Raw genomic sequence first — 23,417 nt, forward strand, 5'->3', positions numbered from 1 at the left:
TGCTTTTGTGTCGGGGGTCTGCGCCGCCCGCACGTGGCACGCGAGGCCGATGGGGTCAAGCAAAGCCGGCCTCGGGCGCGCTCTCCCTTGCCCGGCCGGGCGCGCGCCGTTACCTAATAGCCATGCCCGCAGATCGCGGCCGCAACCGAAGGCTCAACCCTTGGCGGACCTGTCGTTCTTCTCGCCCTATCGCCACGGCTTCGTCCGCGTCGCGACGGCGACGCCGAAGGTCAAGCTCGCCGATCCGGCCGCCAACGCCCAGAGCGCGCTGGCCTTGGTGCGCGAGGCCGACGCGGCCGGCGCGGCGGTCATCGTCTTTCCGGAACTGGGCTTGACCGGCTACGCCATCGACGACCTGCTGCAGCAGGACGCCTTGCTGGACGCCGTCGAAACGGCCATCACCACCCTGGCCGAGGCCAGCAACGACCTGGCCCCGCTGTTCGTGGTCGGCGCGCCGCTGCGCGACAATGGCCGGCTCTACAACACCGCCGTGGCGATCCAGGGCGGGCGGGTGCGGGGGGTGATCCCCAAGAGCTTCCTGCCCAACTATCGCGAATTCTACGAGCGCCGCTGGTTCACGCCGGGGGCCGGCGTCACGGGCCGCACGCTCAACCTCGCGGGCCAGGCCGTTCCGTTCGGGACCGACGTTCTGCTGCGCGCGGTGGGCGACGTCGCCTTCACGGTCGGGATCGAGATCTGCGAGGACGTCTGGACGCCCACCCCGCCCAGCACCGCCCAGGCCATGGCCGGGGCCGAAATCCTGCTGAACCTGTCGGCCAGCAACATCACGATCGGCAAGTCCGAAACCCGCCGCCTGCTGTGCGCCAGCCAGTCGGCCCGGGCCATCGCCGCTTATGTCTATTCGGCGGCCGGGGCGGGCGAGAGCTCGACGGATCTGGCCTGGGACGGCCATATCGACATCCACGAGTTGGGAAACCTGCTGGCCCAGAGCCCGCGCTTCTCGACCGAGGCGGTGATGGCCATGGCCGACGTCGATGTCGGCCGCATCCGCCAGGAGCGCATGCGCGTCGTCAGCTTCGGCGACGCCGCGACGCTCAGCCCACCCTTGACGCCGTTCCGGATCGTCCCCTTTGACTTCACGCCGCCGGCCGGCGACCTCGCGCTAAAGCGGACCGTGGAGCGTTTTCCGTTCACCCCGTCCGACCCGGCCAAGCTGGCCGAGAACTGCTACGAGGCCTACAATATCCAGGTCCAGGGCCTGGCGCGGCGGGTCGAGGCCTCAGGTCTGTCCAGACTGGTGATCGGCGTGTCCGGCGGACTGGATTCGACCCAGGCCCTGATCGTCGCCGCCAAGGTCATGGACCAGCTGAAGCTGCCTCGGACCAACATCCTGGCCTACACCCTGCCGGGCTTCGCGACCTCAGACCGCACCAAGTCCAACGCCTGGGCGCTGATGAACGCCATGGGCGTCACCGCCGCCGAGATCGACATCCGCCCCGCCGCCCAGCAGCTGCTGAAGGACCTGGACCATCCGTTTTCCCGGGGCGAGCCGGTCTATGACGTGACCTTCGAGAACGTCCAGGCCGGCCTGCGCACCGACTATCTGTTCCGACTGGCCAACCAGAATGGCGGGCTGGTGGTGGGCACCGGCGACCTGTCGGAGCTGGCCCTGGGCTGGTGCACCTATGGTGTCGGCGACCAGATGAGCCACTACAACCCCAACAGCGGCGTGCCCAAGACCCTGATTCAGCACCTGATCCGCTTCGTGGCGGCCTCTGACGACGTGGACGAGGCGACCGGCGACCTGCTCGAGGACATACTGGCCACCGAGATCTCGCCGGAACTGGTGCCGGGTGAAGTGACCCAGGCTACCGAAAGCTTTGTGGGCCCCTACGCCCTGCAGGACTTCAACCTCTATTACATGACCCGCTACGGCATGGCGCCGTCGAAGATCGCCTTCCTGGCCTGGAGCGCCTGGCATGACGCGGCCGCCGGCGCCTGGCCGGTTGGCACGCCGGACGCGGCGCGCAGGGCCCATGACCTGGCGGAGATCAAGCATTGGCTGGCGCTGTTCCTGAAGCGGTTCTTCGCCAACCAGTTCAAGCGCTCTGCCATGCCCAACGGGCCAAAGATCTCGTCCGGCGGGGCCCTGTCGCCGCGCGGAGACTGGCGCATGCCTTCAGACGCCACGGCCGACGCCTGGCTGGCGGAATTGCGCGGCGGAATGCCGGGTTGAAGTTTTTCGATCGACAGGCCATCGATCGATAAGGATTCGACATTTGAACATGTTAGAGCCCTGGTAAGAGACACGTCGATCGGGCTTGTAGGGGGAAAAATCTTGACTGCGATCTATCCCGTTATCCTTTGCGGCGGCTCCGGCACGCGTCTGTGGCCATCCTCTCGGCCAGATCGTCCGAAGCAATTCCTGAAATTGCTGGGTCACTATTCCAGCTTTCAAGAAACCCTGCTGCGGGTGAGCGATCTGGCCGAGGGGCGCGAGATCGTCATCGTCACGGGCTCGAGCATGACTGACTTCGTGCGCCGCCAGGCCGAGGAGATCGCTGTGCCCATCGTGGTGCTGGTTGAGCCCGAGGCCCGCGACTCCGCGCCGGCCGTCGCCGCTGCAGCCGCCTATGTCGAGGCCCGCGATCCCGATGGGGTGGCGCTGATACTGGCGGCCGACCACCATGTGGGCGAGCCTGAACTATTTCGCGACGCGGCCCGTTCGGCCGCCGCCGCCGCCGCCCGGGGCTTGATCGTCACTTTCGGCGTCAAGCCATCGGCTCCGGCCACCGGCTTTGGCTACATCCGCCCCGGCGAGCCGGCCGGCGAGGGCGTCTTCCGTGTCGCCGCCTTCGTCGAAAAGCCGGACTTGGAAACCGCCCAGCGCTACTTGACCGAGGGCTATCTGTGGAACAGCGGAAACTTCGCCTTCCTAGCGAGCGTCATGTTGAGCGAACTGGAACAGTTCGAACCCAGCGTCGCCGAGGGCGCGCGCGCCGCCATGGCCAACGCGGTCGATGACGACGGGATGATCCGTCTCGACGCGGGCGGCTTTCGCCGCGCCGCTAAGATTTCGCTCGACTACGCGGTGATGGAACGCACCGACAAGGCCGCTGTAGCCCCCGCCGCTTTCAGCTGGTCAGACCTCGGCGCCTGGGATGCCATCTGGGACGCCTCGCCCAAGGACGACGTCGGCAATGCCACTCAAGGCGACGTGACGCTGCTGGACACCACAGGCGTCCTGGCACGCTCCACGGGGCCCTTCGTCGGCGTGATCGGCGTGTCGGACCTTATGATCTTGGTCGAGCCGGACGCCGTCCTGGTCTGCCGCCGCGACGACGCCCAGGCGGTCAAGACGCTGGTCGACGGCCTGAAGGCCCAAGGCCGGGATCTGGCCCGTCGCCATCCCACCGCGATCGGCGGCGGAGTCGAACGTCAGCCCTTGACCCAGGCCGGAGCGGCTGCGGTCGCGGTCTGGCGCTTCGAACCCGGCTCCAGCGCCACCCTGCCGGTCGGAAGCCTGCAGGTTTTGGCCGGCGATCTGACCGGTGAAGCCGGCGCTTGGGCCACGGGTGATCGCCAGGAGTTGACCAATCAGGCGTCCGTCACGGCCACCACCTCTGCCACGGTGCTGATCACAACCTGGCGCTGACCGCTCGGTCCAGCTCCAGGATCGCGCAGACGATGTGGTAGAACGAGCTGGCCGGCGCGGCCTCGTCGACGAAGGTCCCGTCGGCCCGCAGCTTGTCGCGCCACAGCCCCCGAACCGGCGTGTCGAGATATTTCAGCAGGGCTTCGGCGCCGTTCGCGGCCGTGGTCCACCAGCGCGCGTCGCCCGTGACCTGGGCGGCCAGCACGCCGGCCTTGATCTGTTCGGTCTGGGCCCAGAGGCGAGCGATGTCGTCATGGACGCTCATGTCGTCGAGCAGGGCGAAGATCGCCACGCCGCGCGCCGGGTCGACACCCGGCCCCTCGCCGATGGCGATCATCCGCAGGGCGGCGGCGATGGCGTCGTCACGGCCGGCAAGCCGGCCCCACCGCAATAGCAGCCACGCCCATTCGAATTGGTGGCCGGGCTCGATGATCCGACCGGCTACGCCCGACGCCGGGTTCCAGTCGCCGTCATAGTATTCTCGGAGCCCGCCGCTGACCGGATCGATGAATTTGGCAAGGGCGAGTTCGGCGATCTCATCGGCCATTGCCCGCCAGGCGGCGTCGCCCCCCGCCTCTATCCAGGCCAGGCTGGCCTCGAACAGATGCATGTGGGGGTTGGACAGCAAGGGCAGGGTGCGTGGAACGCTTTCCTCGAACCCCGCGATCGGGTGTTTGAGGGTGGCGTAAAGGGCGTCGCGCAGCGCTGTGGCCAGCCTCGGCAGGTCGGTCCTTTGGGGTAGTACCTGGGCGGCCATGGCCAGGCCAAACAGCCCAAAGGCTTGGTCATAGAGATCGACCGTGTCGTCCAGCGGCGAGCCGTCGCTGGCCACCAGAGTGCGCATGAAGCCGTCTGGGCGGCGGTACCTGGACAGATAGAAGTCCAGGCCATGGGTCAGGGCCTGTTTCCACGGGCCCTCCCAGCCCAGCAGGCCCGCCACCGCGTAGGAATAGATCTGCCGCGGCTGCACCCTGGCCCGGCGCGGGGCCTCCACGGGCGTGCCGTCCAGCGCGATCTTCTCGAAGAACCCGCCCTGCACATGGTCCGCCCCGACGGTCCACCACAGCGGGAACGCCGCTTCCAGAGCCCAGGCCTTCAACTGATCACGCAGGCGAACAAGGCGGGCGAAATCTTGGGTCATCGGAGTCTCCTGCAGGCAAGGACGTTCTAGGATGCGCCCCGGAATTCGCCAACCCCTTCGCCAAGGTGATCGCCTTGTCGCTTCGGGCCGCCTGGCGTAAGGCGGAACCATGTCCGCCAAGCCACCACTGAAAGCCGTGTTCTTCGACCGCGACGGGGTGCTGAACCTCGATCACGGCTATGTCTTCGAGCCTGCTCAGCTGGACTGGATTCCAGGGGCCCGCGAGGCCGTCGCGATCCTTCACGCGGCGGGGGTGAAAGTGCTGGTGGTCACCAACCAGTCGGGCGTGGCGCGCGGCTATTTCACCGAAGCCCAGGTTGAAGGCTTTCACGCTGCGATGCAGGCGGACTTGGCGGAAGTCGGCGCCCGGATCGACGCCTTCTACGTCGCGCCGCATCACGAGGACGGCGTGGTCGAGCGCTATCGCCATCCCGACCATCCCGATCGCAAGCCCAATCCCGGCATGATCCTGCGCGGTCTGACCGACTGGTCACTGGCGCCGGAGGAGACGGTGCTGGTCGGCGACAAGGCGTCCGATGTCGAGGCCGCGCGGCGAGCCGGGGTCGAGGGACTGCGGTTCAGGGGGGGCGACCTGCTGGACTTCCTGCGCGAGTCCCTGGGTCCGCGCCTCCCCGAGGCCGACCGTTAGGGACTTTCCCGGTTGGCGCGCCGCCCCCGGACGGATAAACCCAACCCAAACTCCAGAACAAGAAGCGCAGGCCCATGCAGATCTTCCTCGACAGCACCGACACCAAGATCATCGCCGATCTGGCCTCGACGGGCTTGGTGGACGGCGTGACCACCAACCCGACGCTGATCGCCAGGTCCGGGCGGCCGATGCTCGAGGTGATCGCCGAGATCTGCGACCTGATCCCCGGCCCGATCAGCGCCGAAGTCGCCGCCACCACCCACGAGGCGATGATCGCCGAGGGCAAGAAGCTTGCCGGCATCGCGCCCAATGTCGTGGTCAAGGTGCCGCTAACCCGCGACGGCTTGATCGCCACCGCCGCCTTCGCCAGCGAGGGCATCTTGACCAACGTCACCCTGTGTTTCTCGGCGACCCAGGCCTTGCTGGCCGCCAAGGCCGGTGCGACCTATGTCTCGCCGTTCATCGGCCGGCTGGATGACTTTGGCTTCGACGGCATGGACCTGATCCGCGACATCCGCACGATCTACGACAACTACGGCTACGAGACCGAAATCCTGGCCGCCTCGGTGCGCCATGTCGCCCACGTCAAGGACGCGGCCATCGTCGGCGCCGATGTGGTGACCATCCCCCCGGCCACCTTCGCCGACCTTTTCAAGCATCCCCTGACCGACAAGGGCCTGGAGCAATTCCTGAAGGATTGGGCCGGAACCGGGCAATCGATCCTGTAGGACCGTCAAATCCTGTTCGATTTCTGCGCGGCCCCGGAGGATTTCGGGGCCGTTGCTTTTTGCGACTGCGAAGGCGGTTCGCAATTGCGAGTTCGTGCGTTAGGGTCTCAGTACCCACGCGGGAGCGCGCCATGAACGTCGCCGACATCGCTGTTGAAATCTGCATCGCCTCCGCCGACGAGGCCCTGCGGTTCTCCAATTTCGTGCAGGCCTTCCTGTCGCGCAACGGTTTCCCGTTCGTGATGATCCACAACGCTCCAGAGCTGGCGGGTGAACTTCGCAAGGTGGTGTTCGAGGACGAGACGGTAAGCCGCAAGTTCGCCAGCGAGTGGGGGCTAAATCATTCGACGTCGGCGGAGCCGCGCTTCGCGTAACGACGTTGGCGGTTTCAAGAAACCGGCCTAGATAGGGAGATCATTTCTCTCTGTCGCCGAGTTGCGCCATGAACGACCCCAAATCCGCTCTTCCCCCGGTCGTCGGTTCCGCGCTGGATCTGATCGGCCGGACGCCGATGATGGAGGTTCACAACCTCGACACCGGCCTCTGCCGACTGTTCTTGAAGCTCGAAAACCAGAACCCCGGGGGCTCGATCAAGGATCGCGTCGCGCGCTCGATGATCGAAGCGGCCGAGGCCGACGGCAGCCTCAAGCCCGGCGGGACCATCATCGAGGCGACGGCCGGCAACACCGGCCTGGGCCTGGCCCAGGTGGCGACGCTGAAGGGCTACAAGCTGATCCTGATCGTCCCGGACAAGATGGCCCGTGAGAAGATCCTGCACCTGCGCGCCATGGGCGTGGACGTGCGCCTGACCCGCAGCGATGTCGGCAAGGGCCACCCGGAATATTACCAGGACATGGCCCAGACCCTGGCCCAGTCGATCCCTGGCTCGATCTATGTCAACCAGTTCGAGAACCCGGCCAATCCGCTGGCTCACGAGACCACCACCGCACCGGAAATCTTCGAGCAGATGGGCGGCGATGTCGACGCTGTGGTGGTGGGGGTCGGCTCGGGCGGCACCCTGACCGGCATCGGCCGTTTCATGGCCCAGCATTCGCCGAAGACGCAAATGGTGCTGGCCGATCCCGTCGGCTCGATCCTTTGCGATTATGTGGCGACCGGGACCCATGGCGAGGCCGGGTCGTGGATCGTCGAGGGCATCGGCGAGGATTTCATCCCCGTCAATGCGCAGATGGACTTCGTCAAGACGGCCTATTCGATCAGCGACCGCGAGAGCGTCGACACCGCCCGTCTGCTGCTGAAGAAGGAGGGCATCCTCGGCGGCTCGTCCTCCGGCACCCTGCTGGCGGCGGCCTTGCGCTACTGCCAGGCCCAGACCGAGCCCAAGCGGGTGGTGACGTTCGTGTGCGATACCGGCGCCAAATACCTGACCAAGATGTTCAATGACATGTGGCTGGCCGCCCACGGCTTCGACCAGCGCGAGCTGCACGGCGACCTGCGTGACCTGATCGCCAAGCGCTATGCCGACGGCGGGGTGGTGGCCATCGGCCCGGACGACACCTTGATGACCGCCTATAACCGCATGCGCAGCGGCGATATCAGCCAACTGCCGGTAGTCGATCACGGCAAGCTGGTGGGCATTCTCGACGAGAGCGACGTTCTGGCCGCCGTCGAGGGTCCCGACGATAGCCGTGGGCCCAAGTTCAAGACCCTGGTCGGGGCGGCGATGACCAAGGCGGTCAACACCCTGCAGACCACCCAGGGCGTCGACGCCCTGCCCGAGGTGTTCGACCGCGACGAGGTGGCCCTGGTCTGCGACGGCGACGAGTTCGTCGGCGTGATCACCCGCGTGGACCTGATCAACCACCTGAGGCTGGCCAGCTAGGCCGTTGCGGATTTGTTCCGATCGGTTCATGCTTCCATCGAGGAAAGGCCCGATGATGGAAATCACGCTGAAGCCCGATCTAGAGCAATTCGCCCGCGATTGCGTCGCAGAGGGTCGCTATGAAGATGTCAGCGCTGTCGTCAAGGCGGCCCTTACGCTGCTTCAGGAACAAGAAGTGCGGCGCGAGCGGTTGAACGCCTCGCTGGACGAGGCAATAGCGGAGGCTGATCGCGATGGTTGCTTTACAGCCGCCGAGGTTGCGGCGGAAATGAAGGCCGCCATTGAGGCAGCCGCCAAGGAAGTCGTCGAGTAAGATGGCGCCAGCGACGATCGCGCCCCAAGCTAGGCGTGAGCTTCTCGCCGCAGCAAACTGGATCTCTGGCGATAGTCCGCACGCCGCGCTCAAGCTGACGGACGTCATGCTCGCCGCCGCTGACGCCTTGGGTCGAAATGCTCATCTCGGTCAGGAACAACCTGATCTCGTACGGCCACCTTTTCGGCTCTTCAGGATGACAGGGTTTCCTTATGTCCTGGTCTACGATCCAACTCGAAAGCCGCCTGTGATCGCGCGCATGCTGCATGGCGCCCGCGATTTGGCTGACATTCCCAAATCTCTCTGACACCGAGTTTCCATGACCGACATCCCCGGCAAGAACCGCTTGGCCTTCGCCACCCGCACGATCCACGGCGGCCAGTTTCCCGACCCGACGACGGGGGCGGTGATGGTGCCGATCTACGCGACCTCGACCTATGTCCAGTCCAGTCCCGGCGAGCACAAGGGCTTCGAATATAGCCGTAGCCACAACCCGACCCGGTTCGCCTTCGAGCGCTGCATCGCCGATCTGGAGAGCGGTACGGCGGGTTTCGCCTTCGCTTCGGGCCTGGCGGCGGCCTCGACGATCCTGGAGATCCTCGACACCGGCGCGCACGTGATCGCCAGCGACGACCTCTACGGCGGCTCGTTCCGGCTGTTCGACAAGGTGCGCAAGCGCTCGGCCGGGCTGAGATTTAGCTTCGTGGACATGGGCGATCTGGCGGCGATCGAGGCGGCGATTACCCCCGAGACGAAGATGATCTGGGTGGAGACGCCCACCAATCCGATGCTGCGCCTGGCCGACCTGTCGGCGATCGCGACCCTGGCCAAGCGGCACGGCCTGATCACCGTCGCCGACAACACCTTCGCCAGCCCGTTCGTGCAACGGCCGCTGGAGTTAGGCTTCGACGTGGTCATGCACTCGGCCACCAAATACCTGAACGGCCATTCCGACGTGGTGGCGGGCGTGGCGGTGGTCGGCGACAACGCCGAGGTCGCCGAGAAGCTGAAGTTCCTGCAGAACGCCGTCGGCGCGGTGCTGGGGCCGTTCGACAGCTTTCTGGCCCTGCGCGGCGTCAAGACCCTGGCCCTACGCATGCAGCGGGCCTGCGACAGCGCCATGACCATCGCCAAGTGGCTGTCGACCCGCGCCGACGTCGCCAGGGTGATCTATCCGGGCCTGCCCAGCCATCCGCAGCACGAACTGGCCAAGCGCCAGATGCTGGGCGGATTTGGCGGCATCATTTCGGTGGAGCTGAAGGGCGACGTCAACACCGCCAAGCGGATGCTGGAACGCACCCGTCTTTTCACGCTCGCCGAGAGCCTAGGCGGGGTCGAGAGCCTGATCGAGCATCCGGCGATCATGACCCACGCCTCGATCCCAACCGACCAGCGCGCCGCCCTGGGCATTTCCGACACCCTGATCAGGCTGTCGGTGGGGATCGAGGACTGCGAGGATCTGATCGCCGACCTTTCCGAGGCGCTCTCAGCCTGAACAGGTGTTGACCCGTGTCGCCGGGCATGACCGGCGACGGGTCCGGCGCCTTGGAGGGACGGGGTGGCGCAAGGTCCCGCGTCGGGTCCTCGGCCCACAGGTGGGCGGCCAGCATCAGGTCGGTCCTGACCGGTCCATAGTCCTCCCTGGCGGTCCAGACGCGGATCGCCGCCTGGGCGAAGGCCTCGGTCAGATCGACGACCTCGATCATCGGAGCCGGATCCTTGCGCACCCTTGGATCGCCCTCGGCCCGCTCGCGCATCTTCTGCAACACCGCGACCAGGTCGGTCTTCAGCGGAACCTTGAACACCACGTCGGCTCGGCGATTGCGGTGGGCCGAGTAGTTCAGGATGACATCGCCGAACACCTTGCTGTTGGGGATCATCACCTTGATGTTGTCCGGCGTGGCGATCTCGGTGAACAACAGATCCAGCGCCTTGACCGTGCCTTGGCGGGTCGAGGTCTCAATGAGATCACCGACCTTGTAGGGGCGAAACAGCAGGATCATCACCCCGGCCGCCACGTTCGACAACGCGCCCTGCAAAGCCAGGCCGATGGCCAGCGAGGCGGCGCCCAGCACGGCGAGGATCGAGGTGGCCTGAACGCCCACCTGCTGCAACACCGCCACCAGGCCCACCGCGACCACGGCGTAGCGCACCAGCGAGGCGCCGAAGGTCTCAAGGGTGGGGTCGGGGTTGTTGCGATGCACCCGCGCCAGGGATCGGCGAACGACGCCCGCCAGCCAGCCGGCGATCCAGAAGGTGGCCGCCAGGATCAGGGCGGCGACCACCAGGTTCACCGCCACCTTGCCCAGCCAATCAAGAAAATGCCCCAACATCGTCTCGTCGGCTTTCACATTGGCGATGGCGGGGAGGGTGATGTTGGGCGGAACGGCGGCCGGCTTGGTTTGCATGGTCCCTCGATGGCGCCCCGGCGGCGAGCGGTCAACGCGGCTCGCGCGGACCTGTTGTGACGGTAGCGCTTCGTGGCGAGGAAACAGTCGGTTACATCAATTGGCTCGAACTCGAGCCGATCCGCCTCTAAGAGCGCCGCCCATGAGCATGTCCTTCATCGACCTCGCCGCGCAACAGCGCCGAATCCGCGGGCAAATCGACGCGGCGATCGCCAGCGTCCTCGACAGCGGCGCCTATGTGATGGGTCCGCAGGTACGAGAATTCGAGGCCAGGCTCGCGGTGTTCGGCCAGGCCAAGCTGGCCCTGTCCTGCGCCAACGGCACCGACGCCATCGCCCTGCCGCTGATGGCCTGGGGTATCGGGCCTGGCGACGCGGTGTTCTGCCCGTCCTTCACCTTCGCCGCGACGCCGGAGGTTGTGCCATGGGTCGGGGCGACGCCGGTGTTCGTCGACATCCTGGAAGACACCTTCAACCTCGACCCCGCCAAGCTGGAAGCGGCCATCGCCGGCGTGAAGGCCGACGGCAAGCTGGCGCCCAAGGTGGTGATCGCCGTCGACCTTTTCGGCCAGCCCGCCGACTATCCCGCGATCAAGGCCATCTGCGACCGCGAAGGGCTGAAGCTGATCTCCGACAGCGCCCAAGGCTTTGGCTGCACCCTGGACGGCAAGCACCCGCTACACTGGGCAGACGTCGCCACCACCAGTTTCTTTCCGGCCAAGCCCCTGGGCTGTTATGGCGACGGCGGCGCGGTGCTGACCAACGACCAGGACCTGTGGGACCTTATGGACAGCCTTAGGGTGCACGGAAAGGCCGTGGCCTCCGACCTTGTGGGCCGCACCTTCGAACACGACACCAAGTATCTGAACACCCGCATCGGCATGAACTCCCGGCTGGACACGATACAGGCGGCGATCTTGATCGAGAAGCTGTCGATCTTCCAGGAAGAGATCGACCTGCGCCAAGTCGTGGCCCATCGCTACGCCGAGGGCTTGAAGGGCGCGGTGCTGGCGACGCCGGGCGTGATCGCCGGCGGCGTCTCTGTCTGGGCCCAGTATGTGATCGAGCACGGAAACCGCGATGGCCTGGCCGCGCACCTGAAGACCCAGGGCGTGCCGACGGCGGTCTATTATCCGGTGCCGATGCATGTCCAGGCGCCCTACGCCGCTTTCCCGCGCGGGGTCGGCGGCCTGCCGGTGACCGAGGCCAAGGCCGAGACCGTGCTGGCCCTGCCAATGCATCCCTATCTGGGCGAGGCGGACCAGCAGCGGATCATCGACGCGATCCGGGCGTTCAATGGCTAAGCTGCGCCCCGTTCCCGCCGCACGCGGAACTATTGTGGCGGCGGGCAGCGTGCGGGGTACAGATGCACGATCCGGTGACGAGTTTCGTGGTCGCGGTGTTCAGCACGCCGGGCGCGGCCCTGATGATGGCCGGCGCCATCCTGGTCTTCGCCATCGGCCTGATCTTCCAGTCGGGCCATTTTGAGTATGTCCCGCTGCGTGACGATTTCCGTCGCCGCATCGAGCTGCTGGAGGAATTGCAAGGTGATCGCCAGAAAGCCTTCGCCAAAGCGATTGGAGCGATCGACCAGCGCTTCGGCGGTATGGCCAACCCTGTCCTTGAGCTTGGCTGGGCGCACTATCATAGCCAGCTAACGCCCACGGAGGATGGTCGCTTGGCCGCCTCGATCCATGCCGCAGACGTCTTCGACCATGCTGACGCGCCCGCCCGCACCCTCGAATGGTGGGCCAATCTGATGGTGGCCATCGGCCTGGTCATCACCTTCATGGGCATTGTCGCGGCCCTGACCGAGGCCACTGCGGCCATGGCGCCCCACGGCGCGGCGGCCGAGGGCGCGGCCATGCAGGGCGCCTTGATCAACCTGCTGACCATCGCCGCCACAAAGTTCTGGACCTCGATCGCCGGGGTGTTGGCCTCGATCATCCTGCGACTGGCCGCGCGTCGCCGTCGGCAGGCGATCGAGGCGCTGGAATCTCACCTCTTCGCGCTCCTCGACGCCTGCGTCCGCTTCGCGCCGCCCGAGAAGGTGATGCTGGAGCAACTCGCGGTGCTGGGTCGCATCGAGGCCGCCTTGGCCCGGTCCAACACGCCAGCGTCGCGGACGGGCCACGTCTGATGCGCCGCAAGCGCAGCCGGGCGGTCGATGTGGAGGAGGGGGAAAGCTACTATGTGTCGATGACCGACATGATGGTTGGGGTGATCTTCATCTTCATCATCATGCTCAGCTATTTCGCGTTCGAGTTCCGTGCTTCGACAGCCAAGCTGGTCGGCGCCAAACAGCCCGAGACCGCCGCTCTGCTGCAGACCGCAGGCAATCTCAAGTCGCGCAACGCCGACCTGGAGGTCGATTACCAGGCCCGGGTGCTGTGCGTCCCCGAAGCCTTGCTCAGCGACGGCGACAGCGGAACCCCCACGGAGCGCCGCTGCTTTTCGTTCGCGCAACCCGCCCAGGCTTCGGCCCAAGCCATCGCGACCGTCGACGCGCGCCGGGTGCTGCTGGATTCGCTCGACGCGGACCTGCGGGACGCTGGCGCGCCGGTGTCCGGCGATCCTGCGAGCGGGTCACTGAACTTCAAGGCCGAAAAGCTGTTCCTACCGGGCTCGGCCAATCTGTCGCCGGAGGGAGGGAAGGTGGCCGGCCAGGTCGCGGTGACCCTGGCGCGTCGACTGCCCTGCATGGGCTACGGCGCGCCGGCCAGCGCAGGCTGCACGCCCGGCGGCCCGCGCCTGATGGTGGTCAATGTGCTCAGCCAGACCAGCCTCGACGTGTTCACGCCAGAAGGTCAAATGGCGGCGAGCCTGGCGCTGCAGCGCGCGGCCGTCTTCCACCAAGCCCTGACCGGCGCCCAGCCTCTGCTGGCCAAGCTGCGTAACGCACCCCCGGAACAGGGCGCTTCGCAGCCCTTGCTGCGGGTGGCCAGCGTCGGCCAATCGGCGGAGGGCGCTTCCAAGGCGGGAGACGACCAGACGGTGAGCATCCAGTTCCAGATGGTCCCCTAGATCGAAGCGGCGTTGGCGCACGGCCCGCCGTGGCCTATATCGCCCCCATCGCGTCTCGCGCCGGCCGGCGCTTCGGCGTTCCGGCCTGTGAGAGAGCGTCATGTCCACCACCGCGCCCGCCCCCCGACCTGGGCCGCATCCCGGCATGGGCTTTGGCCAGTTCGTCGCCCTGATCGCCGCGATGATGGCCACCAACGCCTTGGCCATCGACTCGATGCTGCCGGCCATGCCGCAGATCGGCCAGGCCCTGGGCGTGGCCTCGGCCAACCAGCGGCAATGGATCCTCACCGCCTATCTGCTGGGCTTCGGCGCGGCCCAGATCGTCTATGGCTCGCTGGCCGACCGCTTCGGGCGCAAGCCGGTGCTGCTGGTCGGCCTGGCGATCTATGTGGTGTTCGCCGCCGCCTGCGCCTTCGCCACCTCGTTCGAGATGCTGCTGATCGCCCGCGCCCTGTGCGGCGTCGGGGCGGCGGCGACGCGGGTGCTGTCGGTGTCGATCGTCCGCGATTGCTATAGCGGGCGGCAGATGGCCAAGGTGATGTCGCTGTCGTTCATCGTCTTCCTGGGCGTGCCGATCATCGCCCCGTCGGTGGGCCAGGCCATCCTGCTGGTCGCGCCCTGGCCCTGGGTGTTCGGCATCCTGTCCATCTTCGGTTCGGCGGTGATCGTGTGGGCGGCGCTCAAGCTGCCCGAGACCCTGCACCCGGAAGACCGCACGCCCCTGGCCGTGGGCCCGGTCTTGGCGGCCTTCAAGGAATGCCTGACCAACCGCGTCGCCGTCGGCTACACCCTGGCCTCCACCCTGGTGCTGGGCGGGCTGTTCGGGTTCCTCAATTCCGCCCAGCAGGTCTTTGTCGAGGTGCTGGGGGCGGGCAAGCTGTTCACCCTGATCTTTGCGGCCATCGCCGGCGGCATCGCCGTCTCATCGCTGGTCAATTCCCAGATCGTCGGACGTTTCGGCATGCGGATGGTCTCGCACGTGTCGCTGCTGGGCTACATCGCCTTCGCGGTGGTCCACGCCCTGGTCGCCCTGAGCGGCCATGAGACCCTCTGGACGTTCTCGCTGCTACAGGCGGGGATGATGTTCTGTTTCGGCATGGTGATGTCGAACTTCGGCGCGATCGCCATGGAGCCGCTCGGCCATCTGGCCGGCACGGCGGCCTCGGTGCAAGGGTTCATCACCACCATCGGCGGGGCCTTGTTCGGCTTCTATATCGGCCAACTGTTCGACGGCACGACCGTGCCCCTGACCCTGGGTTTCGCCGGTTTCGGCATCGCCGGGCTGATCGCGGTGCTGATCACCGAGAAAGGCCGGATGTTCCAGTCGGGAGCAGGTGCGGCCGATGCGATAGCCGGAGCGGGACACTGAATTAATCGCTGGTCCCGGCGACTGCCGGGATAGAAAATTCAATCCAGCATCCGCTCCAGGGTTGGCAGTTCATCCGCCTCGCGCGAGGGCTTGTCCCAGCGGATGCGGTTGATGCGCGGAAAGCGCATGGCCACGCCGGACTTGTGCCGCGTCGAGCGCTGCAGCCCCTCGAACGCCACCTCGAACACCAGGCCGAAGTCCCAATCGGCGCGCACCGATCGCACGGGGCCGAACCGCTCAAGGGTGTTGTCGCGCACGAACTTATCGATCTGCTTCAGCTCCTCGTCGGTAAAGCCGAAATAGGCCTTGCCGACCGGCGTCAGGCGCCGCGTGCCCGTTTCATCCTCCTGCCAGACGCCGAAGGTGTAGTCGGAGTAGAAGCTTGACCGCTTGCCGTGGCCGCGCTGGGCGTACATCAGCACCGCGTCGATCAGCCGGGGATCGCGCTTCCACTTGAACCACGGCCCCTTGGGGCGGCCCGGCTCATAGACGCTGTCCCAGCGCTTGAGCATCAGGCCTTCAGCGATCATCGGATCGCCCTCCGGCGGCGACGCGCGCAGCGCGGCCAGTTCTTCCCAGGTCTCGAAGGGCTGGACGGCCGACAGGTCGATGCGCGGGCTGGCGGCCTGGGCGATGAACGCTTCCAGTCGCGTGCGACGCTCGGCGAAGGGCAGGCCGCGCAGGTCGGTCTCCCCGTCTAGCAGCAGGTCATAGGCGCGAATGCCCGCCGGATAGGCGACTAGCTGCTTGGGATCGACGCTTTTGCGGTTCAGCCGCTGCTGCAAATCACCGAAACTGGCCACCGCCCCATCGCGCATCACCAGCAGCTCGCCGTCGATGGCCCCCTCGAAGGTCAGGGCCTCCAGTACGTCGGGAAAGGTCGCCGAGATGTCGTCGCCGGTGCGGGTATAGAGCCGCCGCTCCCCGCGCTCGCTGACCGCCTGGACACGGATGCCGTCCCACTTCCACTCAGCGGCGTAGGCGGCGGGGTCCAGCTTTGCGAAGTCCACCGCCTCGTCGATCGCCTGGGCCAGCATCACCGGTCTGAACCGCCCCGGCGCGTCGGGCGAGGGCTGTTCGGAGCGTCCCTCAAGCCAGGCGAACAGGTCGCCATAGGGCGGGGTCATGGCGTGCCAGACCTCCTCGATCACCCTGATCTCCACCCCGCCGAAATCGGCGCAGGCCTGTTTGGCCAGGCGCGACGACACCCCCACCCTCAGGCCGCCGGTCATCAGCTTCAGCAGCGCCCAGCGGCCGTCGGCGTCGAGCGCGTCCAGCCAGCCCTCGATCAACCGCTGCACCTCGGCGCGCGAGGCGGTGCGCAGGGCCTCCACCACGTCCGACAGATCCGGCTCGCGATTGGCGCCCGGACGCTCCGGCCAGGCCAGGGCGACGGTCTCGGCCAGGTCGCCGACATAGTCGTAGGACCAGGCGAACAGCTGGGCGTCCATCCGCGCCTCGATGGCCTTGCGGATGAAGGCCGGCTTGGCGGCGCTGAACGACAGGGCCCCGGTCAGGGCGGCGAGCACCCAGCCGCGCTCCGGATCGGGTGTCTCGCCCAGGAAGTCCTTGATCAGGGTGAGCTTGGCGTTGCGCGAGCTCGTCAGGGACAGGCGGTCGAGGAGGTGGGCGAAGGCGCGCATGGGAATGAAATGTCGCTCTGGCGCTTAAGTTCAAGCCTACTCGGCCCGCGTCTCGTCCAGCTGACCCAGGATCATGATCTTCTGCCAGATCTTGCGGCCCAGGTCGGAGGCCAGGGTCTCGATGTCGTTGACGGCGGCGATGACGATGGAGTCGTTGCTTTCGCCGGCATAGAGCGCCGCCAGCTTGGCGGTCAGGGCCAGCATCTCGGCGCAGTAGTCGAGATAGCGGGCCAGTTCGAAGCGGCTCATCTCGCGGGCGGGCGAGGAGGCGGTGCGCGGGCCCAGCACCAGGGTGGGGTCCTTGGTCAGCTGATGCATGTCGATGACGTGGGCGAAGGACCGCAGCTCGTGCAGGGCCTTCTGGACCCGCGAGCGCTTCCAGCGGGCCTCCAGCGACAGCAGGAACCAGATCGCCGCGCCCGACAGCAGCACCAGATTGACCGCAGGCTCCAGGCCTTGGGCCAGGGTCAGGGTGCTTGCGCCGCGCAGGCTGGCCAGCCAGTCCAGGCGGGCGATCAGCGCCGCTTCCAAGCCGAGCGCCCCCACGCCAATCAGCGTCACCAGGGTGCGCAGGAAGAGATAAGGTCGCGAGAGCCGGTGCGCGCGCTGGGCGGTGACCCGGGCGGTGGCGGTCAATTGCGCGCTGACCTCGGCCAGGCCCGAGTCCGGGAACCGCTCGGCGATCCGCACGCGCAGATGGTCGAGAGTGGCGACCACCTTGTCGGCGTCGAGTTTCAACGGCCGGCTTGCCTTGCCCATGCGCATTCCCCTGCCCACGGCGACGCTAGCACGGTCAGGCGGCTTGCGAAGAATTCAAACATCTGTTTGAAGTTGGCTAGCCCGGAGCCCGGTCATGACCTTCCAGCCGCCCGACCCGTTCACGCCGCATCCTCGCAAGAACCCGCTGACCACGCCATGGGAGCCGATCTATGCCGACATTCGCGACGATCGCTGGCTGTTGGCGGTAGAGGTGCGCGAGCCGCACACCAATTCGCGCGGCGGTCCGCACGGCGGCCTGATCGCCGCCCTGGCCGACAACGCCATGGGCCTGTCGTGCGGGGTAATGCTGGCCAGGCTGAAGATCCCCAGCAACGGGCTGATCACTGTCTCGCTGGGGCTCGACTATCTGGCGGCCGCCAAGCTTGGCCAATGGCTGGTGTTCGACACCGACTTCATCAAGCCGGGCAAGAGCCTGTGCTATGCTGAGGCGACGGTGTCGGCGAATGGCAAGCCGGTGGCGCGGGCGCGGGCGACGTTCAAGGTGTCGTGATTTCCCCCTCCCCTTGCGGGAGACAGTGGCCCCACACGGAGTGGGGTCGGGTGAGGGGTCGAAGGTTATCGCCGCCGCTCACGGTGGTCGACGTCTGCACGACCCCTCATCCGTCGGCCTTCGGCCGCCACCTTCTCCCGCAAGAGGAGAAGGGTAATTTACTCCCCCTCTTCCTCGTCATAGCCCACCAGCCGCAGCGCCCGGGCCGGGATGCCCGCGAGCTCGCACCAGCGCTCCAGGGCCTCCTCGCGGCCGTGGGTGATCCACACCTCGCCGGGGCGCAGCTCGTCGAGGGTGGCGGTCAGTTCGTCCCAGTCGGCATGGTCGGAGATGATCAGCGGCAATTCGACACCGCGCTGGCGCGCCCTCGCCCGCACACGCATCCAGCCGCTGGCGAAACAATCGACCGGGTCGGGAAATCGCCGCGACCAGCGGTCGGCCAGGGCCGAGGGTGGGGCGATGATGATCGCTCCGGCGAAGTCTTTCTTGGCGCCGCCCGTGGTGGCCGGCTCCAGGGGTCCGAGATCGACGCCGTGGCGTTCGTACAGACGGTTGAGCCGCTCCAGGGCGCCATGGACATGGATGGTCTTGTCCCAGCCCGCCTCGCGCAACAGGGCGATCACCCGTTGGGCCTTGCCCAGGGCATAGGCGCCGACCAGGTGGGAGCGCTCGGGAAATTGCTCGACCGACTTCAGCAGGGCGGCGATCTCGCCCCGGTCGTCCGGATGGCGAAACACTGGCAGGCCGAAGGTGGCCTCGGTCACGAACACGTCGCAGGGCACGGGCTCGAAGGCCGCGCAGGTCAGGTCGCGGCGGCGCTTGTAGTCGCCGGAGACGACGATGGTCATGCCCTTCCACTTGACCACCGCTTGGGCCGATCCCAGCACGTGGCCGGCGGGGACCAGCCCCACCTCGACACCGTTGTGAGTGAAGCTTTCGCCATAGGCGATCGGCGTGCGATTGGCGGCGAAGTCCTCGCCATAGCGTTCCGCCATGATCGCCAGGGTCTCCGGCGTCGCGGCGACCGAGCCATGGCCGGCGCGGGCGTGGTCGGCGTGGCCATGGGTGATCACCGCCCGGTCCACGGGGCGGACGGGGTCGATATAGAAGCCTCCGGGCGGGCAGTAGAGCCCGGCGGGCCTCGGACAGAGCAGGTCTTGCGGTTTCATCACGGTGGATATGGGAACGCGCCCGGCTATAAACCTATCCCATGAGCAATGATTTCAGTTCCGCCGACCAGCATCGGCTGATCGCCAACACCATGAACGAGGGCAGCCCCCAGGCCCGGGCCCTGGGCTTCCAGACCCTGGAGATCGGCGAGGCGGTGGCGATCCTCAAGGTTCCCTACCGGCCCGAGATCGTCGGCGACCCGGAAACCGGCGTCATTGCCGGCGGTGTGGTCACCACCCTGCTGGACCACGCCAGCGGCCAGGCGGTGCACGCGGCCCTGACCGAATGGACCTCGATCGCCACCCTGGACCTGCGCATCGATTACATGCGGCCGGCCCAGCCGGGACGCGACGTGCTGGCCCGGGCCCATTGCTACAAGGTGACCCGCTCGGTCGCCTTCGTCCGGGCCGTGGCCTATGAAGACGACCCCGACGACCCGATCGCCGCCGCCCAGGCCGCCTTCATGCTCGATTCCAGCGCCGGCAAGAAGCCGGGGGCCAATTTCAAGCCGCCGCGCGACAAGGCGGAGTCGGCCCAATGAGCGACGCCGACACCCGCCTGATCGCCATGCTCGGCTCGATCCCCTATGCCCGCTTCATCGGCATGCGCGCCGAGCTGGCCGGCGACGAGATGACCGCCATCCTGCCGTTCTCCGACCACAGCGTCGGCAATCCGATGTTGCCGGCCATCCACGGCGGTGTGCTGGGCGCCTTCATGGAGATGACCGCCTTGGCCCAGCTGTCGGTGGCCGAGCCGCTGAAGCGCCAGCCGCGCACCATCGACGTGTCGATCGAATATCTGCGCTCGGGCCGGCCCCTGACCACCTTCGCCCGCGCTCAGATCAAGAAAGTCGGCCGCCGGATCGCCAATGTCCATGTCGAGGCGTGGCAGGAGCAGCGGGCCGCGCCGATCGCCGCCCTGCGCGGTCATTTCCTGCTGACCTCGGCCGAGGACTGACTCTCCGCCATGGCTCGCCACGTCAATCGCGGGACTGTGACGCGCAAGGGCGACTTGCCGACCAAGGTGTGCGTGACCTGCAAACGGCCCTTCACCTGGCGACGCAAATGGGAGCGGGTCTGGGACGAGGTAAAATATTGCTCCGATAAGTGCCGTGCCAATAAGATTACACCTTTGTAATGCCGATTATCTGCATCAACGTTTCTTAAAAGCGCTTCATGAAGCAAAGGTAACGGGTGTTCACCATCCGCCGCGCCTATACCCCTGATCACCGGACGCGGTCGTCGCGCCGGACCTTTCAGGGAACCAAGACCATGACCTTCTCGACCAACAACGTTTCCGCCTTCGCCAGCCTGATCCTGGCCCTTCTGCCCCTCGTCGTGATCGCTGGCTCCATCTCCACGAGCTTCTGAATGATCGCCGCTTAGCTCCACCGGGCTAGCGCCCCTTCAGGCTTTCAGAGCCTCTCGGGCCGCCCGGTGGAGAAGGGCGTGACGATGCGCCAAACGATCGATGTCGGCGTCATAACCGCCACCGATCACCCCGGTCACCGGGATATCCCTTTCCAGACATGAGCCCAGGACGAACGCCTCGCGCCGCGCGAGCCCCCCGTCGCTCAAACTCAAACGCCCCAACTTGTCGTCCGCGTGCGGATCGACCCCGGCGTTGAAGAACACCAGGTCGGGCGCCACCCGCGTCAGCAGCTCCGGCAGGAGCGCTTCCAGTCTCTCCAGATAATCCGCGTCGCCCGTGCCATCGGGCAGGTTGACGTCGAGGTCGCTCGCCGCCTTTCGGGCCGGGAAGTTCTTCTCGGCGTGCATCGAGAAGGTGAAGACGCTGGGATCGCCCTCGAAGATCCGCGCCGTGCCATCGCCCTGGTGAACGTCGAGATCGACGACCAGCACCTGGCGTACGACGCCCTCGGCCTGTAGCCGCCTTGCCGCCACCGCCACGTCGTTGAACACGCAGAACCCGGCCCCCGTATCGGCCTGGGCATGGTGGCTGCCACCGGCGGTGTTGCAGGCGATCCCGTGCTCCAAGGCCAGGCGCGCGGCCAGTAACGTGCCGCCGGCTGCGGCGCGGGCCCGAGTGGCCACGGAGTCGGTGTTGGGCATGCCGATCCGTCGCGCCACATTGGCCGGCAGGGTCAGGTCGATGACGCCGCGTATATAGGCCTCGTCGTGAACCAGCCGCAGGCTGTCCTCGTCGATCGGCTCGGGACGGATGAAACCCGCCGGGCCGGCGAGCCCCTCGGCCTGGAGCACAGCGGCCAGGCGCGAGAACTTGTCCATTGGAAAGCGGTGTCCCGCTGGCATCTCGGCGCGGAAGGCGGGGTGGTGGATGATCGGCGGGAACGGCTTGGCCATGGCGCAACGATGGGGAGCGCGCGCACGTGACGCAAGGTCGCGACTTGCCCCCGCGCCCGCTGGCGCTTAACCAACCGCCATGCGCACACCCGAGAACCTCGCCGAAATCCTCGACCTCGAAGCCATCGAGGTGAACCTGTTCCGGGGCGTCAGCCCCAATGACGGCTTTCCCCGTATCTTTGGCGGCCTGGTCATCGCCCAGGCGCTGATGGCGGCCTACAAGACCGTGCCCGAGCGGGTCTGCCACTCGCTGCACGCCTATTTCATCCGGCCCGGCGATGTGAACGCGCCGGTGCTCTACGAGGTCGAGCGGGCCCGCGACGGCGGCACCTTCACCACCCGGCGGGTGGCGGCGATCCAGCACGGCGAGCAGATCTTCAACCTCTCCTGCTCGTTCCAGACCCCGGAGGCTGGGCTGGAGCACCAGGCGCCGATGCCGTCGAGCGTCGATCCCGAGACCCTGCCGACCGACGCCGAATACCTTCGCTCGCTCGGCGACGAGGTTCATCCGCGCTTCGTCAAGATGGCCGAATATCCGCGCCCGATCGACCTGCGCTGGGTGGATCCGCAGCACCCGACCAAGCCGACGCCGAAGTCCTCGACCAAGGAGGTCTGGATGCGGGCCAAGGCGCCGCTGGGCGACGACGTGCGCCTGCAGCAATGCGCCCTGGCCTACGCCTCGGACATGGCTTTCATGGAAAGCGCCCTGCGTCCGCACGGCCTGATCTGGACCAGCCCCGGCCTGCAGGCCGCCAGCCTGGACCACGCCATGTGGTTCCACCATCCCTTCGACTTCAACGCCTGGACCCTGTTCGCCCAGGACAGCCCCTCGGCCTCGCAGGGGCGCGGCTTGGTGCGCGGCCAGATGTTCAGCCGCGAGGGCCTGCTGGTCGCCTCCGTAGCCCAGGAGTGCCTGATGCGGGTGCGGAAGTAGGTTAGGCCGCGCCGAGGCGCTCAAGAACGCCGATGGATCGATCGAGGTCACCGCCGGTCATCGCCCGCTCGGCCTTGATGACTAACTGCAGCTTGCGGACCAATAGCCGCACCTCGATCTCGCCCGCCTCGGCCTGCGTCTTGGCGGCAGCGCCTTGCTGGCGTCGGCGAGAAGCTTGGTCACCTGCCGCAATTGTCAATACTCAGTCGTAGTGCCGCTCGGTGTCGTCGTCCTCGACCGCCTCTTCAGGCCCTTCCGGCTCACCCACCAAGGCCGGCGGATCGGCCAGCACCAGGCCTTCGGCGATCTTCACCTCCGGCACGGCGGCGCGGGTGAAGGGCAGGTACCAGGTCTGGCCGCCCAGGGCGGGGTCGATTTCCAGCAGGTCGTCGGCGCCGAAGTTCTGGACGCTCTTGATCTTGCCCAGCAGGGCGTTGGTGGCGACATGCCGCACCGGCAGGCCGATCAGGTCGGCCAGGTAGAACTCGTCCTCGTCCGGCTCGGGCAGGGCCGCGCGGGGGACATACAGGCGCAGGCCGCGCAGGGCGTCGGCCGCTTCCTTGGTGTCGACGCCCGCGCAGCGCGCCACGACGCCGTCCTTGACCACCCGCGCGGTCTCAACGGTCAGGGCGGGCGAGCCGTCCTGGCGGGTCAGGGCCTTGAACTTGGTCAGGGTCAGGGGGGCTTCGGTATAGGTCGCGATCTTCAGCTCGCCGCGCACGCCAAAGGCGCCAGCGACGCGGCCAACGAGGATCAGGTTCGTGTCAGGAGACTGGGTCATGGTGAGAAACGCCTTAACCCATCACCGTTTTCCCGGCGAGGGCCGGGACCCAGATCCATCCTGGGCGACTCGTGGGCTTCACCTGGGCCCCGGCCTTCGCCGGGGAGATGGTAGAGGTGTCGTCGCCCTGGTCCGAAAAACCAGGCGCCCACCGCCCAAGCCCTAGGGGTCGGGGGTGTTTTAAGAAACCCGGGGCGCAAAAACC

The 23,417-nt window shown here is 66.9% G+C and carries 26 protein-coding genes; 18 read left to right on the plus strand and 8 right to left on the minus strand.

Annotated features, from left to right (window positions below):
- The first annotated feature begins 160 nt into the window (after nucleotides 1-160).
- Nucleotides 161-2,197: an NAD(+) synthase gene (locus ACP7AG_RS00490; RefSeq protein ID WP_426029405.1), complete on the plus strand. Its 2,037-nt coding sequence runs from the start codon at nucleotides 161-163 to the stop codon at nucleotides 2,195-2,197.
- Nucleotides 2,198-2,299: 102 nt separating this feature from the next.
- The gene (locus ACP7AG_RS00495; protein WP_426029406.1) at nucleotides 2,300-3,616 is read left to right on the plus strand and encodes a mannose-1-phosphate guanylyltransferase/mannose-6-phosphate isomerase; all 1,317 of its coding nucleotides are present in this window, start codon (nucleotides 2,300-2,302) and stop codon (nucleotides 3,614-3,616) included.
- Here the strand turns inward: ACP7AG_RS00495 and ACP7AG_RS00500 are convergent.
- The gene (locus ACP7AG_RS00500) at nucleotides 3,600-4,757 is read right to left on the minus strand and encodes an AGE family epimerase/isomerase (protein ID WP_426029407.1); all 1,158 of its coding nucleotides are present in this window, start codon (nucleotides 4,755-4,757) and stop codon (nucleotides 3,600-3,602) included. The genes ACP7AG_RS00495 and ACP7AG_RS00500 overlap by 17 nt on opposite strands.
- Nucleotides 4,758-4,866: 109 nt before the next feature.
- Between ACP7AG_RS00500 and ACP7AG_RS00505 the strand changes: the two genes are divergently transcribed.
- The 7 genes from ACP7AG_RS00505 to ACP7AG_RS00535 all read left to right on the plus strand — a co-directional run bounded on the left by ACP7AG_RS00505 (nucleotide 4,867) and on the right by ACP7AG_RS00535 (nucleotide 9,785).
- A complete protein-coding gene (locus tag ACP7AG_RS00505) occupies nucleotides 4,867-5,406 on the plus strand; it encodes a D-glycero-alpha-D-manno-heptose-1,7-bisphosphate 7-phosphatase (RefSeq protein ID WP_426029408.1) in 540 nt (179 codons plus the stop codon).
- 74 nt (nucleotides 5,407-5,480) lie between these two features.
- On the plus strand, nucleotides 5,481-6,134 hold the full coding sequence (gene fsa, locus ACP7AG_RS00510) for a fructose-6-phosphate aldolase (RefSeq protein ID WP_426029409.1): 654 nt from the start codon (nucleotides 5,481-5,483) through the stop codon (nucleotides 6,132-6,134).
- 131 nt (nucleotides 6,135-6,265) lie between these two features.
- Nucleotides 6,266-6,508 (plus strand): hypothetical protein, encoded by a 243-nt coding sequence (locus ACP7AG_RS00515; RefSeq protein WP_426029410.1) that lies wholly within the window; start codon nucleotides 6,266-6,268, stop codon nucleotides 6,506-6,508.
- Between the two features lie 68 nt (nucleotides 6,509-6,576).
- On the plus strand, nucleotides 6,577-7,977 hold the full coding sequence (locus ACP7AG_RS00520; protein ID WP_426029411.1) for a pyridoxal-phosphate dependent enzyme: 1,401 nt from the start codon (nucleotides 6,577-6,579) through the stop codon (nucleotides 7,975-7,977).
- A gap of 52 nt (nucleotides 7,978-8,029) precedes the next feature.
- The gene (locus ACP7AG_RS00525; protein ID WP_426029412.1) at nucleotides 8,030-8,290 is read left to right on the plus strand and encodes a type II toxin-antitoxin system ParD family antitoxin; all 261 of its coding nucleotides are present in this window, start codon (nucleotides 8,030-8,032) and stop codon (nucleotides 8,288-8,290) included.
- Between the two features lies 1 nt (nucleotide 8,291).
- On the plus strand, nucleotides 8,292-8,597 hold the full coding sequence (locus tag ACP7AG_RS00530) for a type II toxin-antitoxin system RelE/ParE family toxin (RefSeq protein WP_426029413.1): 306 nt from the start codon (nucleotides 8,292-8,294) through the stop codon (nucleotides 8,595-8,597).
- A gap of 12 nt (nucleotides 8,598-8,609) precedes the next feature.
- Complete coding sequence (locus ACP7AG_RS00535) at nucleotides 8,610-9,785, plus strand: trans-sulfuration enzyme family protein (RefSeq protein ID WP_426029414.1); 1,176 nt, start codon at nucleotides 8,610-8,612, stop codon at nucleotides 9,783-9,785.
- Here ACP7AG_RS00535 and ACP7AG_RS00540 read toward each other — a convergent pair.
- A complete protein-coding gene (locus ACP7AG_RS00540; RefSeq protein WP_426010597.1) occupies nucleotides 9,715-10,698 on the minus strand; it encodes a mechanosensitive ion channel family protein in 984 nt (327 codons plus the stop codon). The two genes, ACP7AG_RS00535 and ACP7AG_RS00540, sit on opposite strands and share 71 nt — an antisense overlap.
- A 142-nt stretch (nucleotides 10,699-10,840) precedes the next feature.
- Between ACP7AG_RS00540 and ACP7AG_RS00545 the strand changes: the two genes are divergently transcribed.
- From ACP7AG_RS00545 to ACP7AG_RS00560, 4 genes are all read left to right on the plus strand, one after another.
- Nucleotides 10,841-12,001, plus strand: a complete 1,161-nt coding sequence (locus ACP7AG_RS00545) for a DegT/DnrJ/EryC1/StrS family aminotransferase (protein ID WP_426010598.1) — start codon at nucleotides 10,841-10,843, stop codon at nucleotides 11,999-12,001.
- A 62-nt stretch (nucleotides 12,002-12,063) separates the two neighbouring features.
- Nucleotides 12,064-12,837, plus strand: a complete 774-nt coding sequence (locus tag ACP7AG_RS00550; RefSeq protein ID WP_426010600.1) for a hypothetical protein — start codon at nucleotides 12,064-12,066, stop codon at nucleotides 12,835-12,837.
- Nucleotides 12,837-13,721, plus strand: a complete 885-nt coding sequence (locus ACP7AG_RS00555) for a hypothetical protein (RefSeq protein WP_426029415.1) — start codon at nucleotides 12,837-12,839, stop codon at nucleotides 13,719-13,721. Before ACP7AG_RS00550 ends, ACP7AG_RS00555 begins: the two co-directional genes overlap by 1 nt.
- 145 nt (nucleotides 13,722-13,866) lie before the next feature.
- Nucleotides 13,867-15,090, plus strand: coding sequence for a multidrug effflux MFS transporter (locus ACP7AG_RS00560; protein ID WP_426029517.1), 1,224 nt, complete (start codon nucleotides 13,867-13,869; stop codon nucleotides 15,088-15,090).
- Nucleotides 15,091-15,128: 38 nt separating this feature from the next.
- Here the strand turns inward: ACP7AG_RS00560 and ACP7AG_RS00565 are convergent, their stop codons facing one another.
- Entirely contained in the window at nucleotides 15,129-16,733 is a 1,605-nt protein-coding gene (locus ACP7AG_RS00565) for a cisplatin damage response ATP-dependent DNA ligase (RefSeq protein ID WP_426029416.1), read from the minus strand.
- Nucleotides 16,734-16,769: 36 nt separating this feature from the next.
- Nucleotides 16,770-17,492, minus strand: coding sequence for a hypothetical protein (locus ACP7AG_RS00570; RefSeq protein WP_426010605.1), 723 nt, complete (start codon nucleotides 17,490-17,492; stop codon nucleotides 16,770-16,772).
- A 94-nt stretch (nucleotides 17,493-17,586) separates the two neighbouring features.
- Between ACP7AG_RS00570 and ACP7AG_RS00575 the strand changes: the two genes are divergently transcribed.
- Nucleotides 17,587-18,003, plus strand: coding sequence for a PaaI family thioesterase (locus tag ACP7AG_RS00575; protein WP_426029417.1), 417 nt, complete (start codon nucleotides 17,587-17,589; stop codon nucleotides 18,001-18,003).
- A gap of 158 nt (nucleotides 18,004-18,161) precedes the next feature.
- Here the strand turns inward: ACP7AG_RS00575 and ACP7AG_RS00580 are convergent, their stop codons facing one another.
- On the minus strand, nucleotides 18,162-19,172 hold the full coding sequence (locus tag ACP7AG_RS00580; protein WP_426029418.1) for a ligase-associated DNA damage response exonuclease: 1,011 nt from the start codon (nucleotides 19,170-19,172) through the stop codon (nucleotides 18,162-18,164).
- Between the two features lie 41 nt (nucleotides 19,173-19,213).
- Here ACP7AG_RS00580 and ACP7AG_RS00585 point away from each other — a divergent pair, with 41 nt between their 5' ends.
- Genes ACP7AG_RS00585 through ACP7AG_RS00595 form a run of 3 tightly spaced genes read left to right on the plus strand, consistent with a single transcriptional unit; the run spans nucleotide 19,214 to nucleotide 20,310 of the window.
- The gene (locus ACP7AG_RS00585; protein ID WP_426010610.1) at nucleotides 19,214-19,714 is read left to right on the plus strand and encodes a PaaI family thioesterase; all 501 of its coding nucleotides are present in this window, start codon (nucleotides 19,214-19,216) and stop codon (nucleotides 19,712-19,714) included.
- Nucleotides 19,711-20,130 carry a PaaI family thioesterase gene (locus tag ACP7AG_RS00590; protein WP_426029419.1) on the plus strand — a complete coding sequence of 140 codons (420 nt, stop codon included), beginning with the start codon at nucleotides 19,711-19,713 and terminating at the stop codon, nucleotides 20,128-20,130. The genes ACP7AG_RS00585 and ACP7AG_RS00590 overlap by 4 nt, the downstream gene beginning before the upstream one ends.
- A gap of 9 nt (nucleotides 20,131-20,139) precedes the next feature.
- Nucleotides 20,140-20,310 carry a DUF2256 domain-containing protein gene (locus ACP7AG_RS00595; protein ID WP_426029420.1) on the plus strand — a complete coding sequence of 57 codons (171 nt, stop codon included), beginning with the start codon at nucleotides 20,140-20,142 and terminating at the stop codon, nucleotides 20,308-20,310.
- 269 nt (nucleotides 20,311-20,579) lie between these two features.
- On the opposite strand, the gene ACP7AG_RS00600 is transcribed toward ACP7AG_RS00595, so the two are convergent.
- Nucleotides 20,580-21,497: a histone deacetylase family protein gene (locus ACP7AG_RS00600; RefSeq protein WP_426029421.1), complete on the minus strand. Its 918-nt coding sequence runs from the start codon at nucleotides 21,495-21,497 to the stop codon at nucleotides 20,580-20,582.
- A gap of 79 nt (nucleotides 21,498-21,576) precedes the next feature.
- On the opposite strand from ACP7AG_RS00600, the gene ACP7AG_RS00605 reads away from it, so the two are divergent.
- Entirely contained in the window at nucleotides 21,577-22,431 is an 855-nt protein-coding gene (locus tag ACP7AG_RS00605) for an acyl-CoA thioesterase (RefSeq protein ID WP_426010617.1), read from the plus strand.
- Nucleotide 22,432: 1 nt separating this feature from the next.
- Here ACP7AG_RS00605 and ACP7AG_RS00610 read toward each other — a convergent pair whose 3' ends face one another.
- The gene (locus ACP7AG_RS00610) at nucleotides 22,433-22,630 is read right to left on the minus strand and encodes a hypothetical protein (protein ID WP_426010618.1); all 198 of its coding nucleotides are present in this window, start codon (nucleotides 22,628-22,630) and stop codon (nucleotides 22,433-22,435) included.
- Nucleotides 22,631-22,633: 3 nt separating this feature from the next.
- Nucleotides 22,634-23,212 (minus strand): ribosome maturation factor RimM, encoded by a 579-nt coding sequence (rimM, locus tag ACP7AG_RS00615; protein WP_426010619.1) that lies wholly within the window; start codon nucleotides 23,210-23,212, stop codon nucleotides 22,634-22,636.
- Nucleotides 23,213-23,417: the final 205 nt, after the last annotated feature.

Origin of the sequence: Caulobacter sp. DWP3-1-3b2, from assembly GCF_049896325.1 — a bacterium.
GTDB lineage: Bacteria > Pseudomonadota > Alphaproteobacteria > Caulobacterales > Caulobacteraceae > Caulobacter.